A 15552-nucleotide genomic window follows, 5' to 3' on the forward strand; every position below is an offset into this window, starting at 1 on the left:
GTGAAAGTACTAACTGTATTTGGCACGAGGCCGGAAGCCATCAAGATGGCTCCTCTGGTCCATGCGCTGGCAAAGGATCCTCATTTTGAGGCGAAAGTATGCGTGACCGCGCAGCATCGGGAGATGCTCGATCAGGTGTTGAAACTATTCTCCATCACCCCGGACTACGATCTCAACATCATGAAGCCGGGGCAGGGGCTCACCGAGATCACCTGCCGTATTCTTGAGGGGCTGAAGCCGGTCCTGGAGTCGTTTAAACCCGACGTGGTGCTGGTGCATGGCGATACCACCACTACGATGGCGGCGAGCCTGGCGGCGTTTTACCAGCGCATACCGGTGGGCCATGTAGAGGCGGGTCTGCGGACCGGCGATTTAAGTTCGCCGTGGCCGGAAGAGGGCAACCGTACGTTGACCGGGCATCTGGCGACGTACCACTTCGCCCCTACGGAAACCTCGCGGCAGAATCTCCTGCGGGAGAACATTGCCGACAGTCGCATCACGGTGACCGGTAATACCGTCATCGATGCTCTGTTCTGGGTGCGCGATCGGGTTCTGGGTGATGAAGCGCTACGGGAGACCTTGCTGCAGCGCTACCCTTTCATTAGCCACGGTAAAAAAATGATTCTGGTTACCGGCCATCGGCGGGAAAGCTTCGGCCGCGGTTTTGAGCAGATCTGCCAGGCGCTGGCGGAGATAGCCCATACCCACCCTGAGGTGCAGATTGTCTATCCGGTTCACCTGAATCCTAATGTCAGCGAACCGGTGAACCGTATTCTCGGCCATATCGACAACGTGATGTTGATTGAACCGCAGGACTACCTGCCGTTCGTCTGGTTGATGGATCGGGCCTGGCTCATCCTGACCGATTCCGGTGGCATTCAGGAAGAGGCGCCTTCCCTGGGGAAACCGGTGCTGGTCATGCGCGATATGACCGAACGTCCGGAAGCGGTGGCCGCCGGCACCGTGTGTCTGGTGGGCACTGACAGCCAGCGCATCGTCGCGGAAGTGACGCGTCTGCTGGAGGATGATGCCGCATACCAGGCGATGAGCCGCGCGCATAATCCTTATGGCGATGGCGAAGCATGTCGTCGAATTTTGTCTGCACTTAAAAATAATCAGGTAACGCTATGAGTTTTTCTACCATTTCAGTGATTGGCCTTGGCTATATCGGGCTGCCAACCGCTGCCGCGTTCGCCTCCCGGCAGAAGCGGGTGGTCGGCGTTGATGTCAATCAACATGCCGTGGAGACCATTAACCGTGGAGAGATTCATATCGTGGAGCCGGATCTGGCGAGCGTGGTGAAGACCGCGGTCGAGCAGGGGTATTTAAGCGCCACCACCACCCCGGTGGCAGCGGATGCCTACCTGATTGCCGTGCCGACGCCGTTTAAAGATCGCCACGAGCCGGATATGGTGTTTGTCGAGTCGGCGGCAAAATCCATTGCGCCAACGTTAAAGAAAGGTTCGCTGGTGATCCTCGAGTCCACCTCGCCGGTCGGGTCGACCGAACAGATGGCTGAGTGGCTGGCGGAGATGCGCCCGGATCTTAGCTTCCCCCAGCAGGTGGGTGAAGCGGCGGACGTGAATATCGCCTACTGCCCGGAGCGGGTATTGCCCGGTCAGGTGATGGTCGAGCTGATTAAAAACGACCGCGTTATCGGGGGCATGTCGCCAGTCTGCTCCGCTCGCGCCAGCGAGCTGTATAAAATCTTCCTTGAAGGCGAATGTGTGGTGACCAACTCGCGCACCGCTGAGATGTGCAAGCTGACGGAAAACAGCTTCCGCGACGTCAACATCGCTTTTGCCAACGAGCTGTCGCTGATTTGCGCTGACCAGGGCATTAACGTCTGGGAGCTGATCCGCCTGGCGAACCGTCATCCTCGGGTGAATATCCTGCAGCCGGGTCCGGGCGTCGGCGGCCACTGTATCGCCGTCGACCCGTGGTTTATCGTGGCGCAGAACCCGCAGCAGGCGCGTCTGATCCGCACGGCCCGTGAGGTTAACGACCACAAGCCGGAATGGGTTATCGAACAGGTGAAAGCGCAGGTAGCGGACTGCCTGAATACCACCAACAAACGGGCCAGCGAACTGACCATTGCCTGTTTTGGCCTCGCCTTTAAGCCGAATATTGACGACCTGCGCGAAAGCCCGGCAATGGAAATTGCCGCGCAGATTGCCCGCTGGCACAGCGGCACGACGCAGGTGGTTGAGCCCAACATTCACGCGCTGCCGAAGAAGCTCGACGGTCTGTGTACGCTGGCGACCCTCGATGCGGCGCTGGCCAGCGCCGATGTGCTGGTGATGCTGGTCGATCACCATGAATTTAAAGCCGTTAGCGGCGATAGCGTCACCCAGGCGTATATCATCGACACCAAAGGAGTGTGGCGGTGAGAACCATTCTGGTCACCGGCGGCGCGGGCTTCATTGGTTCGGCGGTAGTGCGGGAGATTATCCAGCACACCGCCGATCGCGTGGTGGTGGTGGATAAACTGACCTACGCCGGCAATTTAATGTCGCTGGCGACGGTGGCGCAGGATGCGCGTTTCGCCTTTGAACAGGTGGATATTTGCGACCGCGGCGAGCTTGATCGTATTTTCGTTCAGTATCAACCGGATACAGTGATGCACCTGGCTGCGGAAAGCCATGTCGATCGTTCGATTGACGGCCCGGCGGCGTTTATTGAAACCAATATCGTGGGCACCTATACGCTGCTGGAGGCGGCCCGTAGCTGGTGGAATACGCTGGCTACGGTGCAAAAATCGGCGTTTCGCTTCCATCACATCTCCACCGATGAAGTGTATGGCGATCTGCACGGCAGCGATGATTTCTTTACCGAGACTACGCCCTATGCGCCAAGCAGTCCCTATTCGGCCTCGAAAGCCAGCAGCGACCACCTGGTGCGCGCCTGGCTGCGAACCTATGGCCTGCCGACGCTTATTACCAACTGTTCGAACAACTACGGCCCGTATCACTTCCCCGAGAAGCTGATCCCGCTGACGATCCTCAACGCGCTGGCGGGCAAGCCGCTGCCGGTGTATGGCAATGGACAGCAGATCCGCGACTGGCTGTACGTGGAAGATCACGCCAAGGCGCTATATCTGGTGGCGACCCGCGGCGAACCGGGCGAGACTTACAATATCGGCGGTCATAACGAACGTAAAAACATCGAGGTGGTGGAAACCATTTGCGAATTGCTCGAAGCGCTGGCGCCGAATAAGCCGCAGGGCGTGGCGCACTATCGCGACCTGATCGCCTTTGTTGCCGACCGCCCGGGCCACGATCTGCGCTATGCCATTGATGCCTCGAAGATTGCCCGTGAGCTGGGCTGGACGCCGGCTGAGACCTTCACTTCCGGCATGCGTAAGACCGTGGCGTGGTATCTGGCGAACGAGACATGGTGGCGCCAGGTTCAGGACGGTAGCTATCAGGGCGAGCGTCTTGGGCTGCAAGGCTAATCATCTCTGGGGGGAATGATGAAAGGTATTATTCTGGCGGGGGGGTCCGGAACGCGACTGCATCCTATCACCCGCGGCGTGTCGAAGCAGCTGTTGCCGATCTACGATAAGCCGATGATCTACTACCCGCTGTCGGTATTAATGCTGGCCGGGATCCGTGAGATCCTGATCATCACCACGCCGGACGATCTGCGCGATTTCCAGCGCCTGCTCGGCGATGGTTCAGAGTTTGGCATTGCGCTGCACTATGCCGTACAGCCGTCGCCGGATGGTTTAGCCCAGGCGTTTATCATCGGCGAAGCCTTTCTTAACGGTGAACCGGCGTGCCTGGTGTTAGGTGACAACATCTTCTTCGGCCAGAGCTTCAGCCCCAAGCTGCGCAGCGTGGCTGCCCGCACGGAAGGGGCGACGATTTTTGGCTATCAGGTGATGGATCCTGAACGCTTTGGCGTGGTGGAGTTTGATGACAACTTCCGCGCGCTGTCGCTGGAAGAGAAGCCGAAGCAGCCGAAGTCGAACTGGGCGGTCACCGGTCTCTATTTCTACGATGGCAAGGTGGCGGAGTACGCCAAACGGGTCAAGCCATCCGAGCGCGGCGAACTGGAAATCACCTCCATCAACCAGATGTACCTTGAAGATGGCGCATTAACCGTCGAACTGCTTGGACGCGGCTTTGCGTGGCTGGATACCGGCACCCACGATAGCTTGATCGAGGCCAGCATGTTTGTGCAGACCGTCGAGAAGCGTCAGGGCTTTAAAATCGCCTGTCTGGAAGAGATCGGCTGGCGCAACGGCTGGCTGGACGACGACGGCGTCAAACGCGCGGCGAAGCGGCTGGAAAAAACCGGCTACGGCCAATATCTGCTGGATCTGCTCCGTGCCCGCCCGCGCCAGTATTGATCCCCTGGAGTGGGAGAACCGCTTCTTTGCCGTTAACAGCGCCGTCGTTCACTTTGACGAGCGTGCGCCGCTGCTGACGCCTGAGGCGCTGGCGGGGTGGTCGCGGGTGCAGGCGAAGGTAGCCGCCAGCGACACCGTCCGGCTCGACGCGCTGCAGCAGCTGGGTTTTCAGCTGGTGGAAGGCGAGGTCGATCTGGCGCTACCGGTGGGCAACCCTGCGGATGCGGGCGCCGACGTCGCCGTGGAGGCGGATATTGCGCCACTGCGCGAGCTGGCGGCGCAGGCCTTTGCCCTGAGCCGCTTTCGTGCGCCCTGGTACGCTGCCGATGCCAGCGGCCGCTTCTATGCCCAGTGGATTGAAAATGCGGTGCGCGGCACCTTCGATCATCAGTGCCTGATTTACCGCCATCCTGAGGGCGATATTCGCGCCTTTGTCTCCCTGCGCCAGCTCAATGCCACCGAGGCGCGTATCGGCCTGCTGGCCGGACGCGGCGCCGGGGCGCAGCTGATGCAGGCGGCGCGGTACTGGGCCGCTTCGCGCGGACTTTCTACACTGCGGGTGGCGACCCAGATGGGCAACACCGCCGCGCTTAAACGTTATATTCTCAGCGGTGCTAATGTGGAAAGCACCGCCTACTGGCTATACAGGTGACCTCATGATCCCATTTAACGCGCCGCCGGTGGTTGGAACCGAGCTTGATTACATGCAGTCTGCGATGAACAGCGGCAAGCTGTGCGGCGACGGCGGCTTTACGCGCCGCTGCCAGCAGTGGATGGAGCAGCGTTTTGGCACGGCAAAGGCCCTGCTAACCCCTTCCTGCACGGCTTCGCTGGAGATGGCCGCGCTGCTGCTGGATATCCAGCCGGGCGACGAAGTGATTATGCCCAGCTATACCTTTGTCTCCACCGCCAATGCTTTTGTGCTGCGCGGGGCGAAAATCGTCTTCGTTGATATCCGTCGCGATACGATGAATATCGATGAAACGTTAATCGAAGCCGCTATCACCGATAAAACCCGGGCGATCGTCCCGGTGCATTATGCCGGCGTAGCTTGCGAGATGGATATCATCATGGCCATCGCCGACAAGTACAACCTGTTCGTGGTGGAAGATGCCGCGCAGGGGGTGATGTCCACCTACAAGGGGCGTGCGCTGGGCACCATCGGCCATATCGGCTGCTTCAGCTTCCATGAAACCAAAAACTACACCGCTGGCGGTGAGGGCGGGGCGACGCTCATCAACGATCGCACGCTGGTGGAGCGCGCGGAGATCATTCGCGAAAAAGGCACCAACCGCAGCCAGTTCTTTCGTGGCCTGGTGGATAAATATACCTGGCGGGACATTGGCTCCAGCTATCTGATGTCCGACCTGCAGGCCGCCTACCTGTGGGCGCAGCTGGAAGCGGCGGAGCGCATCAACCAACAGCGCCTGGCGCTGTGGCAGAACTACTATGACGCCCTGCTGCCGCTGGCCCGCGGGGGACGTATCGAACTGCCGACGATCCCGGCCGACTGCGGGCAAAACGCGCACATGTTCTACATTAAGCTGCGCGATATCGAGGATCGCAGCAGGTTGATCGCCTGGCTGAAAGAGGCGGAGATCCTCGCGGTATTCCATTACATTCCTCTGCACAGCTGTCCGGCAGGCGAACACTTCGGCGAATTCCACGGTGAAGACCGCTATACCACCCAGGAGAGCGAGCGCCTGGTACGCCTGCCGCTGTTTTACAATCTGTCTGTGGTGAACCAGCGGACGGTGATTAACTCGCTGCTGAGCTACTTCTCCTGATATGTCGTTAGCAAAAGCTTCATTGTGGACGGCGGCATCGACGCTGGTCAAAATCGGCGCCGGGCTGTTGGTCGTCAAGCTGCTGGCCGTCTCGTTTGGGCCCGCGGGCGTTGGCCAGGCCGGTAACTTCCGGCAACTGGTCACCGTACTCGGCGTGCTGGCCGGGGCCGGGATATTTAATGGCGTCACGAAGCTGGTGGCGCAGCATCACGACGATCCCCCGCGCCTGAAGCAGGTGGTGGGCACCTCGTCGGCGATGGTGCTTGGCTTTTCCACACTGCTGGCGCTGGTGTTTTTACTGGCCGCGGCGCCGATAAGCCAGGGGCTGTTCGGCCATACTCATTATCAGAATCTGGTACGGCTGGTGGCGCTGGTACAGATGGGGATCGCCTGGGCGAACTTCCTGCTGGCGCTGATGAAAGGCTTTCGCGATGCGGCGGGTAACGCCTTCTCGCTGATTGCCGGGAGCCTGATCGGCGTGGCGGCTTACTATGCTTGCTACGTGTTGGGCGGCTATCAGGGCGCGCTGCTGGGGCTGGCGTTAGTTCCGGCGCTGGTGGTGGTTCCGGCGGGTATTATGCTCTGGCGGCGGGGTAATATCCCGCTGAGCGCCCTGCGTCCGCGCTGGGATAACGGTCTGGCGGGACAGCTATCGAAATTTACCCTGATGGCGCTGATAACCTCAGTGACCCTGCCGGTGGCTTATGTGATGATGCGTAATCTGCTGGCGGCGCATTATGGCTGGGAGGCGGTCGGTATCTGGCAGGGGGTGAGCAGCATCTCTGATGCCTATCTGCAGTTTATTACCGCCTCGTTCAGCGTCTATCTCCTGCCGACGCTGTCGCGGCTGAGCGCCAAAACGGATATCACCCGCGAGATAGTCAAGTCGCTGAAATTCGTCCTGCCGGCAGTGGCGGCGGCGAGCCTGACGGTCTGGCTGCTGCGCGATTTTGCCATCTGGCTGCTGTTTTCCGATCGCTTTACCGCGATGCGTGACCTGTTCGCCTGGCAGCTGGTGGGCGACGTTTTAAAAGTAGGCGCCTACGTCTATGGCTATCTGGTGATCGCCAAAGCGTCGCTGCGTTTTTATATTCTGACGGAAATCAGCCAGTTCACACTGCTGACCGCATTCTCACACTGGCTTATACCGGCGCACGGCGCGGTTGGCGCGGCGCAGGCGTATATGGCCACTTATATTGTTTATTTCGCCCTTTGTAGTGGCGTGTTTTTACTCTGGCGTAAACGGGCATGACAGCACTGATACATGTACTGGGATCAGATATCCCGCATCATAACCAGACCGTACTGCGGTTCTTTAACGACGAACTGGCCGCCGATCCGCAGGCCAGGAGATTTATGATCGTCGGTGATGAGGCCAGCGTGCGTGATGGGTATCCGGCGCTGGACATCACCTGCTATCCGGGGAAGAAGTCGCTGGCGCAGGCGGTGATTGCGCAAGCCAAAGCCAACCGCCAGCAGCGCTTTTTCTTCCACGGCCAGTTCAATACCGGCCTGTGGCTGGCGCTGTTGGGCGGTGGTATCCGCCCGTCGCAGTTTAACTGGCATATCTGGGGGGCGGATCTGTACGAAAACGCCACCAGCCTGAAGTTCCGCCTGTTCTATCCGCTGCGCCGCCTGGCGCAGGGGCGGGTAGGGCGCGTTTTCGCCACCCGCGGCGATCTGAGCTGGTTCGCAAACCGTCATCCGCGCGTCCCGGGCGAACTGCTCTATTTCCCGACCCGTATGGATCCGGCGCTGAATACCCTGGCCGAAAACGCGCCGCGCGGCGACACGCTGACCATTCTGGTGGGTAACTCAGGGGATCGCAGCAATGAACATATTGCCGCGCTGAAGGCTATTCATCAGCAGTTTGGCGATACGGTAAACGTCATCGTGCCGATGGGCTATCCGGCGAATAACGAGGCCTATATCAATGAGGTTCGTGAGGCGGGGGCGGCGCTGTTTAGCGGTGAGCATCTGCAGATCCTCAGCGAGAAACTGGAGTTTCATGATTATCTGGCGCTGCTGCGCCGCTGCGATCTGGGCTATTTCCTGTTCGCGCGTCAGCAGGGGATCGGCACCCTGTGCCTGCTGATTCAGGCGGGCATTCCCTGCGTGCTCAACCGCGAAAACCCGTTCTGGCAGGATATGACCGAGCAGCATGTGCCGGTGCTGTTCACCAGCGATGCGCTGGACGTCAGCGTGGTGTGCGAAGCGCAGCGCCAACTGGCGAGCGTGGATAAGTCGGGTATCGCTTTCTTCCGGCCGAACTATCTGACGGGCTGGCAGCGGGCGCTACGGTTAGCGGCGGAGGGGCAGGCATGACGTTAATGCAATTTAGCGGGCTGCTGGTAGTCTGGCTGCTGTCGACGCTGTTTATCGCTACCGCCACCTGGTTTGAGTTCCGCCGGGTACGCTTCAACTTCAACGTCTTTTTCTCGTTGCTGTTTCTGCTGACTTTCTTCTTCGGTTTCCCGCTGACCAGTATTCTGGTGTTCCGCTTTGACGTCAGCGTGGCGCCGCCGGAGATTTTGCTGCAGACGCTGCTGATCGCGGTGTGCTTCTACGCGATTTACTACGTGACCTATAAAACGCGGCTGCGTCCGGCATCGCGTGAGGTTGCGCGTCGGCCGCTGTTCACCATGAACCGGGTAGAAACCCATCTGGCGTGGGGCATTTTGATGGGGCTGGCGCTGCTGTGCGTTGGCATCTTCTTCGCCCACAACGGTTTCCTGCTGTTTAAGCTCAACTCCTACAGCCAGATTTTCTCTGCTGAAGTCTCCGGCGTGGCGTTGAAGCGCTTCTTCTACTTCTTTATTCCGGCGATGCTGGTGGTCTATTTCCTGCGCCAGGATTATAAGGCGTGGATCTTCTTCCTCGTCAGCACGGTGGCCTTTGGTTTGCTGACCTACGCTATCGTCGGCGGGACGCGCGCCAATATCATCATCGCCTTCGCCATCTTCCTGTTTATCGGCATTATTCGCGGTTGGATCAGCCTGTGGATGCTGGCGGCGGCGGGCGTGCTGGGCATCGTCGGCATGTTCTGGCTGGCGCTGAAGCGCTACGGGATGAACGTCAGCGGCGACGAAGCGTTTTATACCTTCCTCTATCTCACACGCGATACCTTCTCGCCGTGGGAGAACCTGGCGCTGCTGCTGCAAAACTACGACAAGATCGATTTTCAGGGTCTGGCGCCGATGATCCGCGATTTCTACGTCTTTATCCCCAGCTGGATGTGGCACGGTCGCCCGACGATGGTGCTCAATACCGCCAACTACTTTACCTGGGAAGTATTAAACAACCATTCGGGGCTGGCGATTTCGCCGACGCTGATTGGCTCGCTGGTGGTGATGGGCGGCGTCTGGTTTGTGCCGCTGGGCGCCGTGGCGGTCGGGTTGATTATTAAATGGTTCGACTGGCTGTATGAGCTGGGCAACCGGGAGAGCAATCGCTATAAAGCGGCTATCCTGCACAGTTTCTGTTTCGGCGCTATCTTCAACATGATAGTGCTGGCGCGCGAGGGCTTGGATTCGTTCGGCTCCCGCGTGGTGTTTTTCCTCGTGATCTTTGGTATCTGCTTGCTGGCGGCGAAACTGCTGTACTGGTTCCTGGATAGCGTGGGACTGATTCATAAGCGCGTAAAACCGCTTTCGCAACCGCAAGTCTGAGAAGGATGGACATGACTGGGACCATTTCCGCGCCGTTGTACCTGTTAAGAGGGCTGCAGCTCATAGGCTGGCGCGATATGCAGCACGCTCTGGATTATTTGTATGCCGACGGCGTTCTCCGCGAGGGGACGCTGGTGGCGATTAATGCCGAGAAAATGCTGGCCGTAGAGGATAACCCGGAGGTGCGGGCGCTGATTGAGGCGGCGGAGTTTAAATATGCGGATGGCATCAGCGTGGTGCGTTCGCTGCGTAAAAAATATCCGCAAGCCCAGGTGTCCCGCGTGGCAGGGGCCGATCTCTGGGAAGCGTTAATGCAGCGCGCCGGCGCTGAAGGCACACCGGTGTTTTTGGTCGGCGGTAAACCTGAAGTCCTGGCGCAGACGGCGTCCAGCCTGCGCCAGCGCTGGCAGGTGAATATCGTCGGCACCCAGGACGGCTATTTTGCTCCTGAACAGCGCCAGGCATTATTCGAACGCATTCGCGACAGCGGGGCGAAAATCGTCACCGTCGCCATGGGGTCCCCGCGTCAGGAGATCTTTATGCGCGACTGTCGGCGTCTGTACCCGCACGCGCTGTATATGGGCGTCGGCGGCACTTACGATGTTTTCACCGGGCACGTGCATCGGGCGCCGAAGTTCTGGCAGGATCTGGGGCTGGAATGGTTTTATCGTCTGCTTTTACAGCCGAGCCGCATCAAGAGACAGTTCCGCCTACTGCGCTATTTACGTTGGCATTATTCCGGTAAGCTCTGATATTCCACTGCAACCAGGCGAGTTTGCATACATATTCTGTGTAATCTCTTCACTCGCCTGATACTTTATTTGCCATTTCCGCAAAATTAATTAACCATTCGCAGGCTTTATACGCGCGGGGGAGACCTGCGCGTCGGCAAGGCTATGAGTTCAGTTAATAACAATAACCGGGAGTACCCGGAATACGGCAAACACAAGAGGATATATGACTGAGAAAAAAGCGGAGCTCCAGCGTGGACTGGAGGCCCGGCATATTGAACTGATCGCCCTTGGTGGGACGATTGGCGTGGGGTTGTTTATGGGGGCGGCCAGTACGCTGAAGTGGGCTGGACCTTCCGTGCTGCTGGCGTACATTATCGCTGGCCTGTTCGTCTTTTTCATTATGCGCTCAATGGGCGAAATGCTGTTCCTTGAGCCCGTCACCGGCTCTTTCGCGGTGTATGCGCATCGCTATATGAGCCCCTTCTTCGGCTACCTGACCGCGTGGTCGTACTGGTTTATGTGGATGGCGGTGGGCATCTCGGAGATTACCGCCATCGGCGTCTATGTGCAGTTCTGGTTCCCGGAGATGGCGCAGTGGATACCGGCATTAATTGCCGTGGGGCTGGTGGCGCTGGCAAACCTCGCGGCGGTCCGGCTGTACGGTGAAATCGAGTTCTGGTTCGCCATGATTAAAGTGACCACCATTATTGTGATGATCGTCGTGGGCCTGGGCGTCATTTTCTTCGGCTTTGGCAATGGCGGCCACTCCATCGGTTTTGGCAACCTGACCGAACATGGCGGTTTCTTTGCCGGCGGCTGGAAGGGCTTCCTGACGGCGCTGTGTATCGTGGTCGCGTCATATCAGGGCGTGGAGCTCATCGGCATTACCGCAGGTGAAGCGAAAAATCCGCAGGTCACGTTACGCAGCGCGGTGGGCAAAGTGCTGTGGCGGATCCTGATTTTCTACGTCGGCGCGATTTTCGTTATCGTCACCATTTTCCCATGGGATCAAATCGGCTCCAACGGCAGCCCGTTCGTACTGACGTTTGCCAAAATCGGTATTACCGCCGCGGCGGGGATTATCAACTTCGTGGTGCTGACGGCGGCGCTTTCCGGCTGCAACAGCGGGATGTACAGCTGCGGACGTATGCTGTACGCCCTGGCGAAGAACCGTCAGCTGCCGGCGGCGATCGGTAAGGTATCGCGCAACGGCGTTCCTGCCGTCGGCGTGGCGCTGTCGATTCTGATCTTGCTGGTAGGCTCCTGCCTGAATTACATCATTCCTAATCCCCAGCGGGTATTTGTCTATGTCTATAGCGCCAGCGTCCTGCCGGGGATGGTGCCGTGGTTTGTGATCCTGATTAGTCAGCTGCGTTTCCGTCGCGTACATCAGGCAGCGATAGCCAGCCATCCGTTCCGTTCGCTGCTGTTTCCGTGGGCCAACTATTTCACCATGGCTTTCCTGATCTGCGTGCTGGTCGGGATGGGGCTGAATGATGAAACCCGGATGTCGCTCTTTGTCGGTATTATTTTCCTTGCTGCCGTTACCCTGATTTATAAGGTGTTTGGCCTCGGAAGACAGGGACAAATCAATAATCCGGCTGAATAAGCGTCAAAACGAACAAAGCATGAGCAAACGATAATTTTCTTTAAAAAGGCACTAGACAGCGGGGGAGGAAGTCCGTATTATCCGACCCCGCAACGGCGCTAAGCGCCCGTAGCTCAGCTGGATAGAGCGCTGCCCTCCGGAGGCAGAGGTCTCAGGTTCGAATCCTGTCGGGCGCACCATTAACCCGGTGCTGGAGCTGCGGTGGTTTTAATACCGCGTAAGAGGTTTGCAGTGGTGGCTATAGCTCAGTTGGTAGAGCCCTGGATTGTGATTCCAGTTGTCGTGGGTTCGAATCCCATTAGCCACCCCATTATTTGATAGAGTTGTGAATTTGCGAAGGTGGCGGAATTGGTAGACGCGCTAGCTTCAGGTGTTAGTGTTCTTACGGACGTGGGGGTTCAAGTCCCCCCCCTCGCACCACGACTTTAACGAATTGAACTAAAAATTCAAAAAGCAGTATTTCGGCGAGTAGCGCAGCTTGGTAGCGCAACTGGTTTGGGACCAGTGGGTCGGAGGTTCGAATCCTCTCTCGCCGACCAATTTTGAACCCCGCTTCGGCGGGGTTTTTTGTTTTCTGTTACTTCCTGCCATGACTTATTCCCCTGATCTTGCTGATAAAAAATCTTCTCTTTGCTTAAGAATACGCGTCAGGAAAACTCTCAATTCATCACTGTGGTAGATGCAATTTCCCCGGATCCTGTGCGATAATAACCGGGTAGATGCTCATTCCATCTCTTATGTTCGCCTTCGTGCCTCATAAACTCCGGAATGATGCAGAGCCGTTCTTACGGTGCTTATCGTCCACTGACAGATGTCGCATTTATGCCTCATCAAACACCATGGACATTACGTTGAGTGAAGCACCCAATTTGTTGTCAAACAGACCTGTTTTAACGCCTGCCCTGATTTCAGCGCAGGCGTTTTTTTCTTTCAGGGGATCGTCAACGCGAAGGCGGGGGAGAAGCGCTATCGCCCCGCAGGAGGCGATAGCCAGACCAGGTTATTGCTGAGGGTTATTCTGCAGCGTCAGCAGCAGGCCATCGCGGCGCATGGTGGCCGCTTCCTCCGGCTGATGCAGGCGATCCAGGGCATCGGCCAGCCAGGCGTAATCAAAGGCATCCGGACGCTGCTTAAGCGCGGCGCGGAAGGCGATGCTGGCCTCCTGCCATTCACCGTGCCGCATCAGCGACTGGCCCAGGGTGCTCCACAGCAGCGGACGGTCGCCAACGGCTTTGATCTGTTGGCGCAGTACTTTCTCCAGCTGTTCCGGGTTATTGGTCTTCAGGCGCGGGATCGGCATCACCAGACGATCGTCATACTGTTTCTTCAGACCATCAATGATAATTTGCTGCGCGGTATCGTGATCGTCGCTCTCGATGAGGCGCTCGGCCATCGCCACCTGCAGCGGCACCAGCGCCCGCGTTTTACGGCTCTGGTTGCGCCACCATTCACGCAGCCCCTCGCTGCCGCCATCGGCCAGCGCTTTGTCCATCAGGCCAACCCACGCCAGCTGTTCCAGCGCGGCGCGGTGCTCTTCATCGCCGACGTTAGCTTTCGCCATCGACGGAATGATATCCAGCAGCGACTGCCAGGCGCCGGTGCGGGTATAAGCCTGTTCGGCGAGGCGCAGCACTTCCGGATGACGCGGGGTGATCTCCAGCAGCTTATCGATGCCATGGCGCGCGGCGTGATTTTCATTGCGCGCCAGCTGCAGGCGAACGCGGGTGATTTCCACCGGGATCAGATCATCGCCCGCCAGTTCTGTGGCGCGCTCCAGATGCTGGTTAGCCCGCGCTTCATCGCCGCGCTGCTGGGCCGCTTCCGCCGCCAGCAGATAGTTCACCACCGGCTGTTCGGCGTGATCGGCGTTTTTCGCCATCAGCTTCTCAACCTGCTGGTAATCACCTTCCGCCAGCTTAAGCAGCGCCTGCTCGGTTTGCTTACGCGCGCGACGGCGTTTACGGCCGACAAACCAGCCGCGCGTATGCGCCCCGGTGCGGAAAATGCGGCGCAGCAGCCATTCAATTGCGAACAGCACCACCATGGCGAGGATCAGGATAATCACCAGCCCGGTCACGCTGGTCTCGATATTGTAGTTATCAGTCTGGATCAGGACGTAGCCCTGATGGCCGGCGATCATCGGGCCAAGCACGATCCCGGCGATCAACAGTGCGAAGAGTAAAAGAATTTTCAGCATGCGTTACTCTCCTTGCGGCGCAGCGGGGGCGGCCGGTGCAGCAGGTGCAGACGGTGCAGGTGCGGGCGCGCCGCCCGCGGAAACGGCAGGCTGCGCCATCAGATTACGCACCCGGGTCTGCATCAGTTTTTCCAGCAACGCCTGGCTCTGCAGCGTCTCCGGCACCGTCATGGTAATGCTTTGCTGACTGAGTTTATCCACCTCTTCAAGAAAGGCTTTAGTGGTGGCGTCATCGGTATCGTAATAGGCGCGTACCCAGGTCGAGACGTTATCCAGCGATTGTTTCCAGGTCTCTTCCTGATGGCGCGGCACCGCCTGCGCGGCGACCAGCAGGCGAGAGCGAATATTTTCCCGCAGATAGATATCCTGATTCGGCGCCAGCAGCGGGACCGCCGTTTCATCGCGGCGGCGCACGGTGATAAAGCTGTCCATAAAATTCTGCCAGCTTTTCTGCAGATTGATGCGCCATTCGCTGATGGAGCTGGAGAGCTCATCGCTATCAGAATCCATCGGCGAATCGTCATCGTTATTATCCGCCAGCCGCAGGTTATCGATTTGGTTCGCCAGCTGATTAACCTTGAGGATCATGCCGTCGTAGTCCACCTGGTTCACCGCGGAGAGAGTGGCGATGTCGTCGGTAATCGCCCGGCGGGCGCCGATCAGGCTCGGGTCATTCATGTCGGCGAGACTGGCGTCGGCGCTTTTCAGCAGCGCGGCGGCGGTGGTGACATCCTGATCGCTCCACAGCTTACGTCCCGCCAGCTTGACGAGGAAGTCGGCCTGGGCCAGCAGCCAGGTTTTGGCGTCGCTACCGGAAATGACCGCCACTTTTTGCTGGACTTCGTCCAGCTGTTTGGCCAGCGTCTCCTGCTGGCGTTTGGCTTCGTTTAGCTGGTCAACCTGCTGTTTGATAATGCCTTCCAGTTCGCTTTTTTGGCTCTCCTGCGCTTTTTGCAGCGCCGCGACCTGGCTTGATAATTCAGAGGTGGTTTCGTTTTGACGCGAGGCCTGCTGTTTGTTCAGGCCATACAGACCGATACCGGCGGCTATCGCAATGGCGATAGCGATCGCGCTGAGCGCCAGGCTGGTTTTGTTGCCAGCCTTCTTCTTATCAGTGTTCTCTGGCTGTGGTGTGGTCTCCACGGCCTCCCTGGTCTCTTCAACCACGGCGGATTGATTTTGTTGTTCCGTCATTATGGCTTC

Annotated in this window: 13 protein-coding genes and 4 tRNA genes; 15 read left to right on the forward strand and 2 right to left on the reverse strand. The window is 58.4% G+C overall.

Features of this window, described 5'->3' with window-relative positions:
• The 15 genes from wecB (at position 1) to MKS11_RS23970 (ending at position 12691) form a co-directional block, all read left to right on the forward strand.
• Positions 1–1131, forward strand: a complete 1131-nt coding sequence (gene wecB / locus MKS11_RS23900) for a non-hydrolyzing UDP-N-acetylglucosamine 2-epimerase (RefSeq protein WP_072061006.1) — start codon at positions 1–3, stop codon at positions 1129–1131.
• Positions 1128–2390 (forward strand): UDP-N-acetyl-D-mannosamine dehydrogenase, encoded by a 1263-nt coding sequence (gene wecC / locus MKS11_RS23905; RefSeq protein ID WP_048293967.1) that lies wholly within the window; start codon positions 1128–1130, stop codon positions 2388–2390. Before wecB ends, wecC begins: the two co-directional genes overlap by 4 nt.
• Complete coding sequence (gene rffG, locus MKS11_RS23910; protein WP_087771338.1) at positions 2387–3454, forward strand: dTDP-glucose 4,6-dehydratase; 1068 nt, start codon at positions 2387–2389, stop codon at positions 3452–3454. The genes wecC and rffG overlap by 4 nt, the downstream gene beginning before the upstream one ends.
• Before the next feature lie 18 nt (positions 3455–3472).
• A complete protein-coding gene (rfbA, locus tag MKS11_RS23915) occupies positions 3473–4354 on the forward strand; it encodes a glucose-1-phosphate thymidylyltransferase RfbA (protein ID WP_004886836.1) in 882 nt (293 codons plus the stop codon).
• Positions 4332–5006, forward strand: coding sequence for a dTDP-4-amino-4,6-dideoxy-D-galactose acyltransferase (rffC, locus tag MKS11_RS23920; protein WP_043521019.1), 675 nt, complete (start codon positions 4332–4334; stop codon positions 5004–5006). Before rfbA ends, rffC begins: the two co-directional genes overlap by 23 nt.
• Before the next feature lie 4 nt (positions 5007–5010).
• Positions 5011–6141 carry a dTDP-4-amino-4,6-dideoxygalactose transaminase gene (gene rffA / locus MKS11_RS23925; RefSeq protein ID WP_284109725.1) on the forward strand — a complete coding sequence of 377 codons (1131 nt, stop codon included), beginning with the start codon at positions 5011–5013 and terminating at the stop codon, positions 6139–6141.
• Position 6142: 1 nt separating this feature from the next.
• On the forward strand, positions 6143–7393 hold the full coding sequence (wzxE, locus tag MKS11_RS23930; protein ID WP_004886828.1) for a lipid III flippase WzxE: 1251 nt from the start codon (positions 6143–6145) through the stop codon (positions 7391–7393).
• Positions 7390–8466, forward strand: coding sequence for a TDP-N-acetylfucosamine:lipid II N-acetylfucosaminyltransferase (locus MKS11_RS23935; protein WP_087771339.1), 1077 nt, complete (start codon positions 7390–7392; stop codon positions 8464–8466). Before wzxE ends, MKS11_RS23935 begins: the two co-directional genes overlap by 4 nt.
• A complete protein-coding gene (gene wzyE / locus MKS11_RS23940; protein ID WP_017899404.1) occupies positions 8463–9809 on the forward strand; it encodes an ECA oligosaccharide polymerase in 1347 nt (448 codons plus the stop codon). Before MKS11_RS23935 ends, wzyE begins: the two co-directional genes overlap by 4 nt.
• Before the next feature lie 11 nt (positions 9810–9820).
• Positions 9821–10561 (forward strand): lipopolysaccharide N-acetylmannosaminouronosyltransferase, encoded by a 741-nt coding sequence (gene wecG / locus MKS11_RS23945; RefSeq protein WP_004886818.1) that lies wholly within the window; start codon positions 9821–9823, stop codon positions 10559–10561.
• A 205-nt stretch (positions 10562–10766) separates the two neighbouring features.
• Positions 10767–12152, forward strand: coding sequence for a bifunctional threonine/serine APC transporter ThrP (gene thrP, locus MKS11_RS23950; protein WP_004886813.1), 1386 nt, complete (start codon positions 10767–10769; stop codon positions 12150–12152).
• 102 nt (positions 12153–12254) lie between these two features.
• Positions 12255–12331 (forward strand) — tRNA-Arg (locus tag MKS11_RS23955).
• A 55-nt stretch (positions 12332–12386) separates the two neighbouring features.
• A tRNA-His gene (locus tag MKS11_RS23960) sits at positions 12387–12462 on the forward strand.
• Positions 12463–12485: 23 nt separating this feature from the next.
• Positions 12486–12572, forward strand: a tRNA-Leu gene (locus MKS11_RS23965).
• Positions 12573–12614: 42 nt separating this feature from the next.
• Positions 12615–12691, forward strand: a tRNA-Pro gene (locus MKS11_RS23970).
• Between the two features lie 461 nt (positions 12692–13152).
• On the opposite strand, the gene hemY is transcribed toward MKS11_RS23970, so the two are convergent.
• Positions 13153–14349, reverse strand: coding sequence for a protoheme IX biogenesis protein HemY (gene hemY, locus MKS11_RS23975; protein WP_004886811.1), 1197 nt, complete (start codon positions 14347–14349; stop codon positions 13153–13155).
• 3 nt (positions 14350–14352) lie between these two features.
• Positions 14353–15543: a uroporphyrinogen-III C-methyltransferase gene (hemX, locus tag MKS11_RS23980; RefSeq protein WP_087771340.1), complete on the reverse strand. Its 1191-nt coding sequence runs from the start codon at positions 15541–15543 to the stop codon at positions 14353–14355.
• Positions 15544–15552: the final 9 nt, after the last annotated feature.

The sequence above is a fragment of the Klebsiella sp. K5-45 genome, from assembly GCF_030128605.1.
Taxonomy (GTDB): Bacteria; Pseudomonadota; Gammaproteobacteria; order Enterobacterales; family Enterobacteriaceae; genus Klebsiella; species Klebsiella quasipneumoniae.

Bases quoted from the DNA above. Each gene is read 5' to 3' on its own strand.
- wecC (WP_048293967.1), top strand. From the start codon at position 1,128: ATGAGTTTTTCTACCATTTCAGTGATTGGCCTTGGCTATATCGGGCTG.
- MKS11_RS23935 (WP_087771339.1), top strand. From the start codon at position 7,390: ATGACAGCACTGATACATGTACTGGGATCAGATATCCCGCATCATAAC.
- hemY (WP_004886811.1), bottom strand. From the start codon at position 14,349: ATGCTGAAAATTCTTTTACTCTTCGCACTGTTGATCGCCGGGATCGTG.
- rfbA (WP_004886836.1), top strand. From the start codon at position 3,473: ATGAAAGGTATTATTCTGGCGGGGGGGTCCGGAACGCGACTGCATCCT.
- wzxE (WP_004886828.1), top strand. From the start codon at position 6,143: ATGTCGTTAGCAAAAGCTTCATTGTGGACGGCGGCATCGACGCTGGTC.
- rffA (WP_284109725.1), top strand. From the start codon at position 5,011: ATGATCCCATTTAACGCGCCGCCGGTGGTTGGAACCGAGCTTGATTAC.
- wecG (WP_004886818.1), top strand. From the start codon at position 9,821: ATGACTGGGACCATTTCCGCGCCGTTGTACCTGTTAAGAGGGCTGCAG.
- thrP (WP_004886813.1), top strand. From the start codon at position 10,767: ATGACTGAGAAAAAAGCGGAGCTCCAGCGTGGACTGGAGGCCCGGCAT.
- hemX (WP_087771340.1), bottom strand. From the start codon at position 15,543: ATGACGGAACAACAAAATCAATCCGCCGTGGTTGAAGAGACCAGGGAG.
- wzyE (WP_017899404.1), top strand. From the start codon at position 8,463: ATGACGTTAATGCAATTTAGCGGGCTGCTGGTAGTCTGGCTGCTGTCG.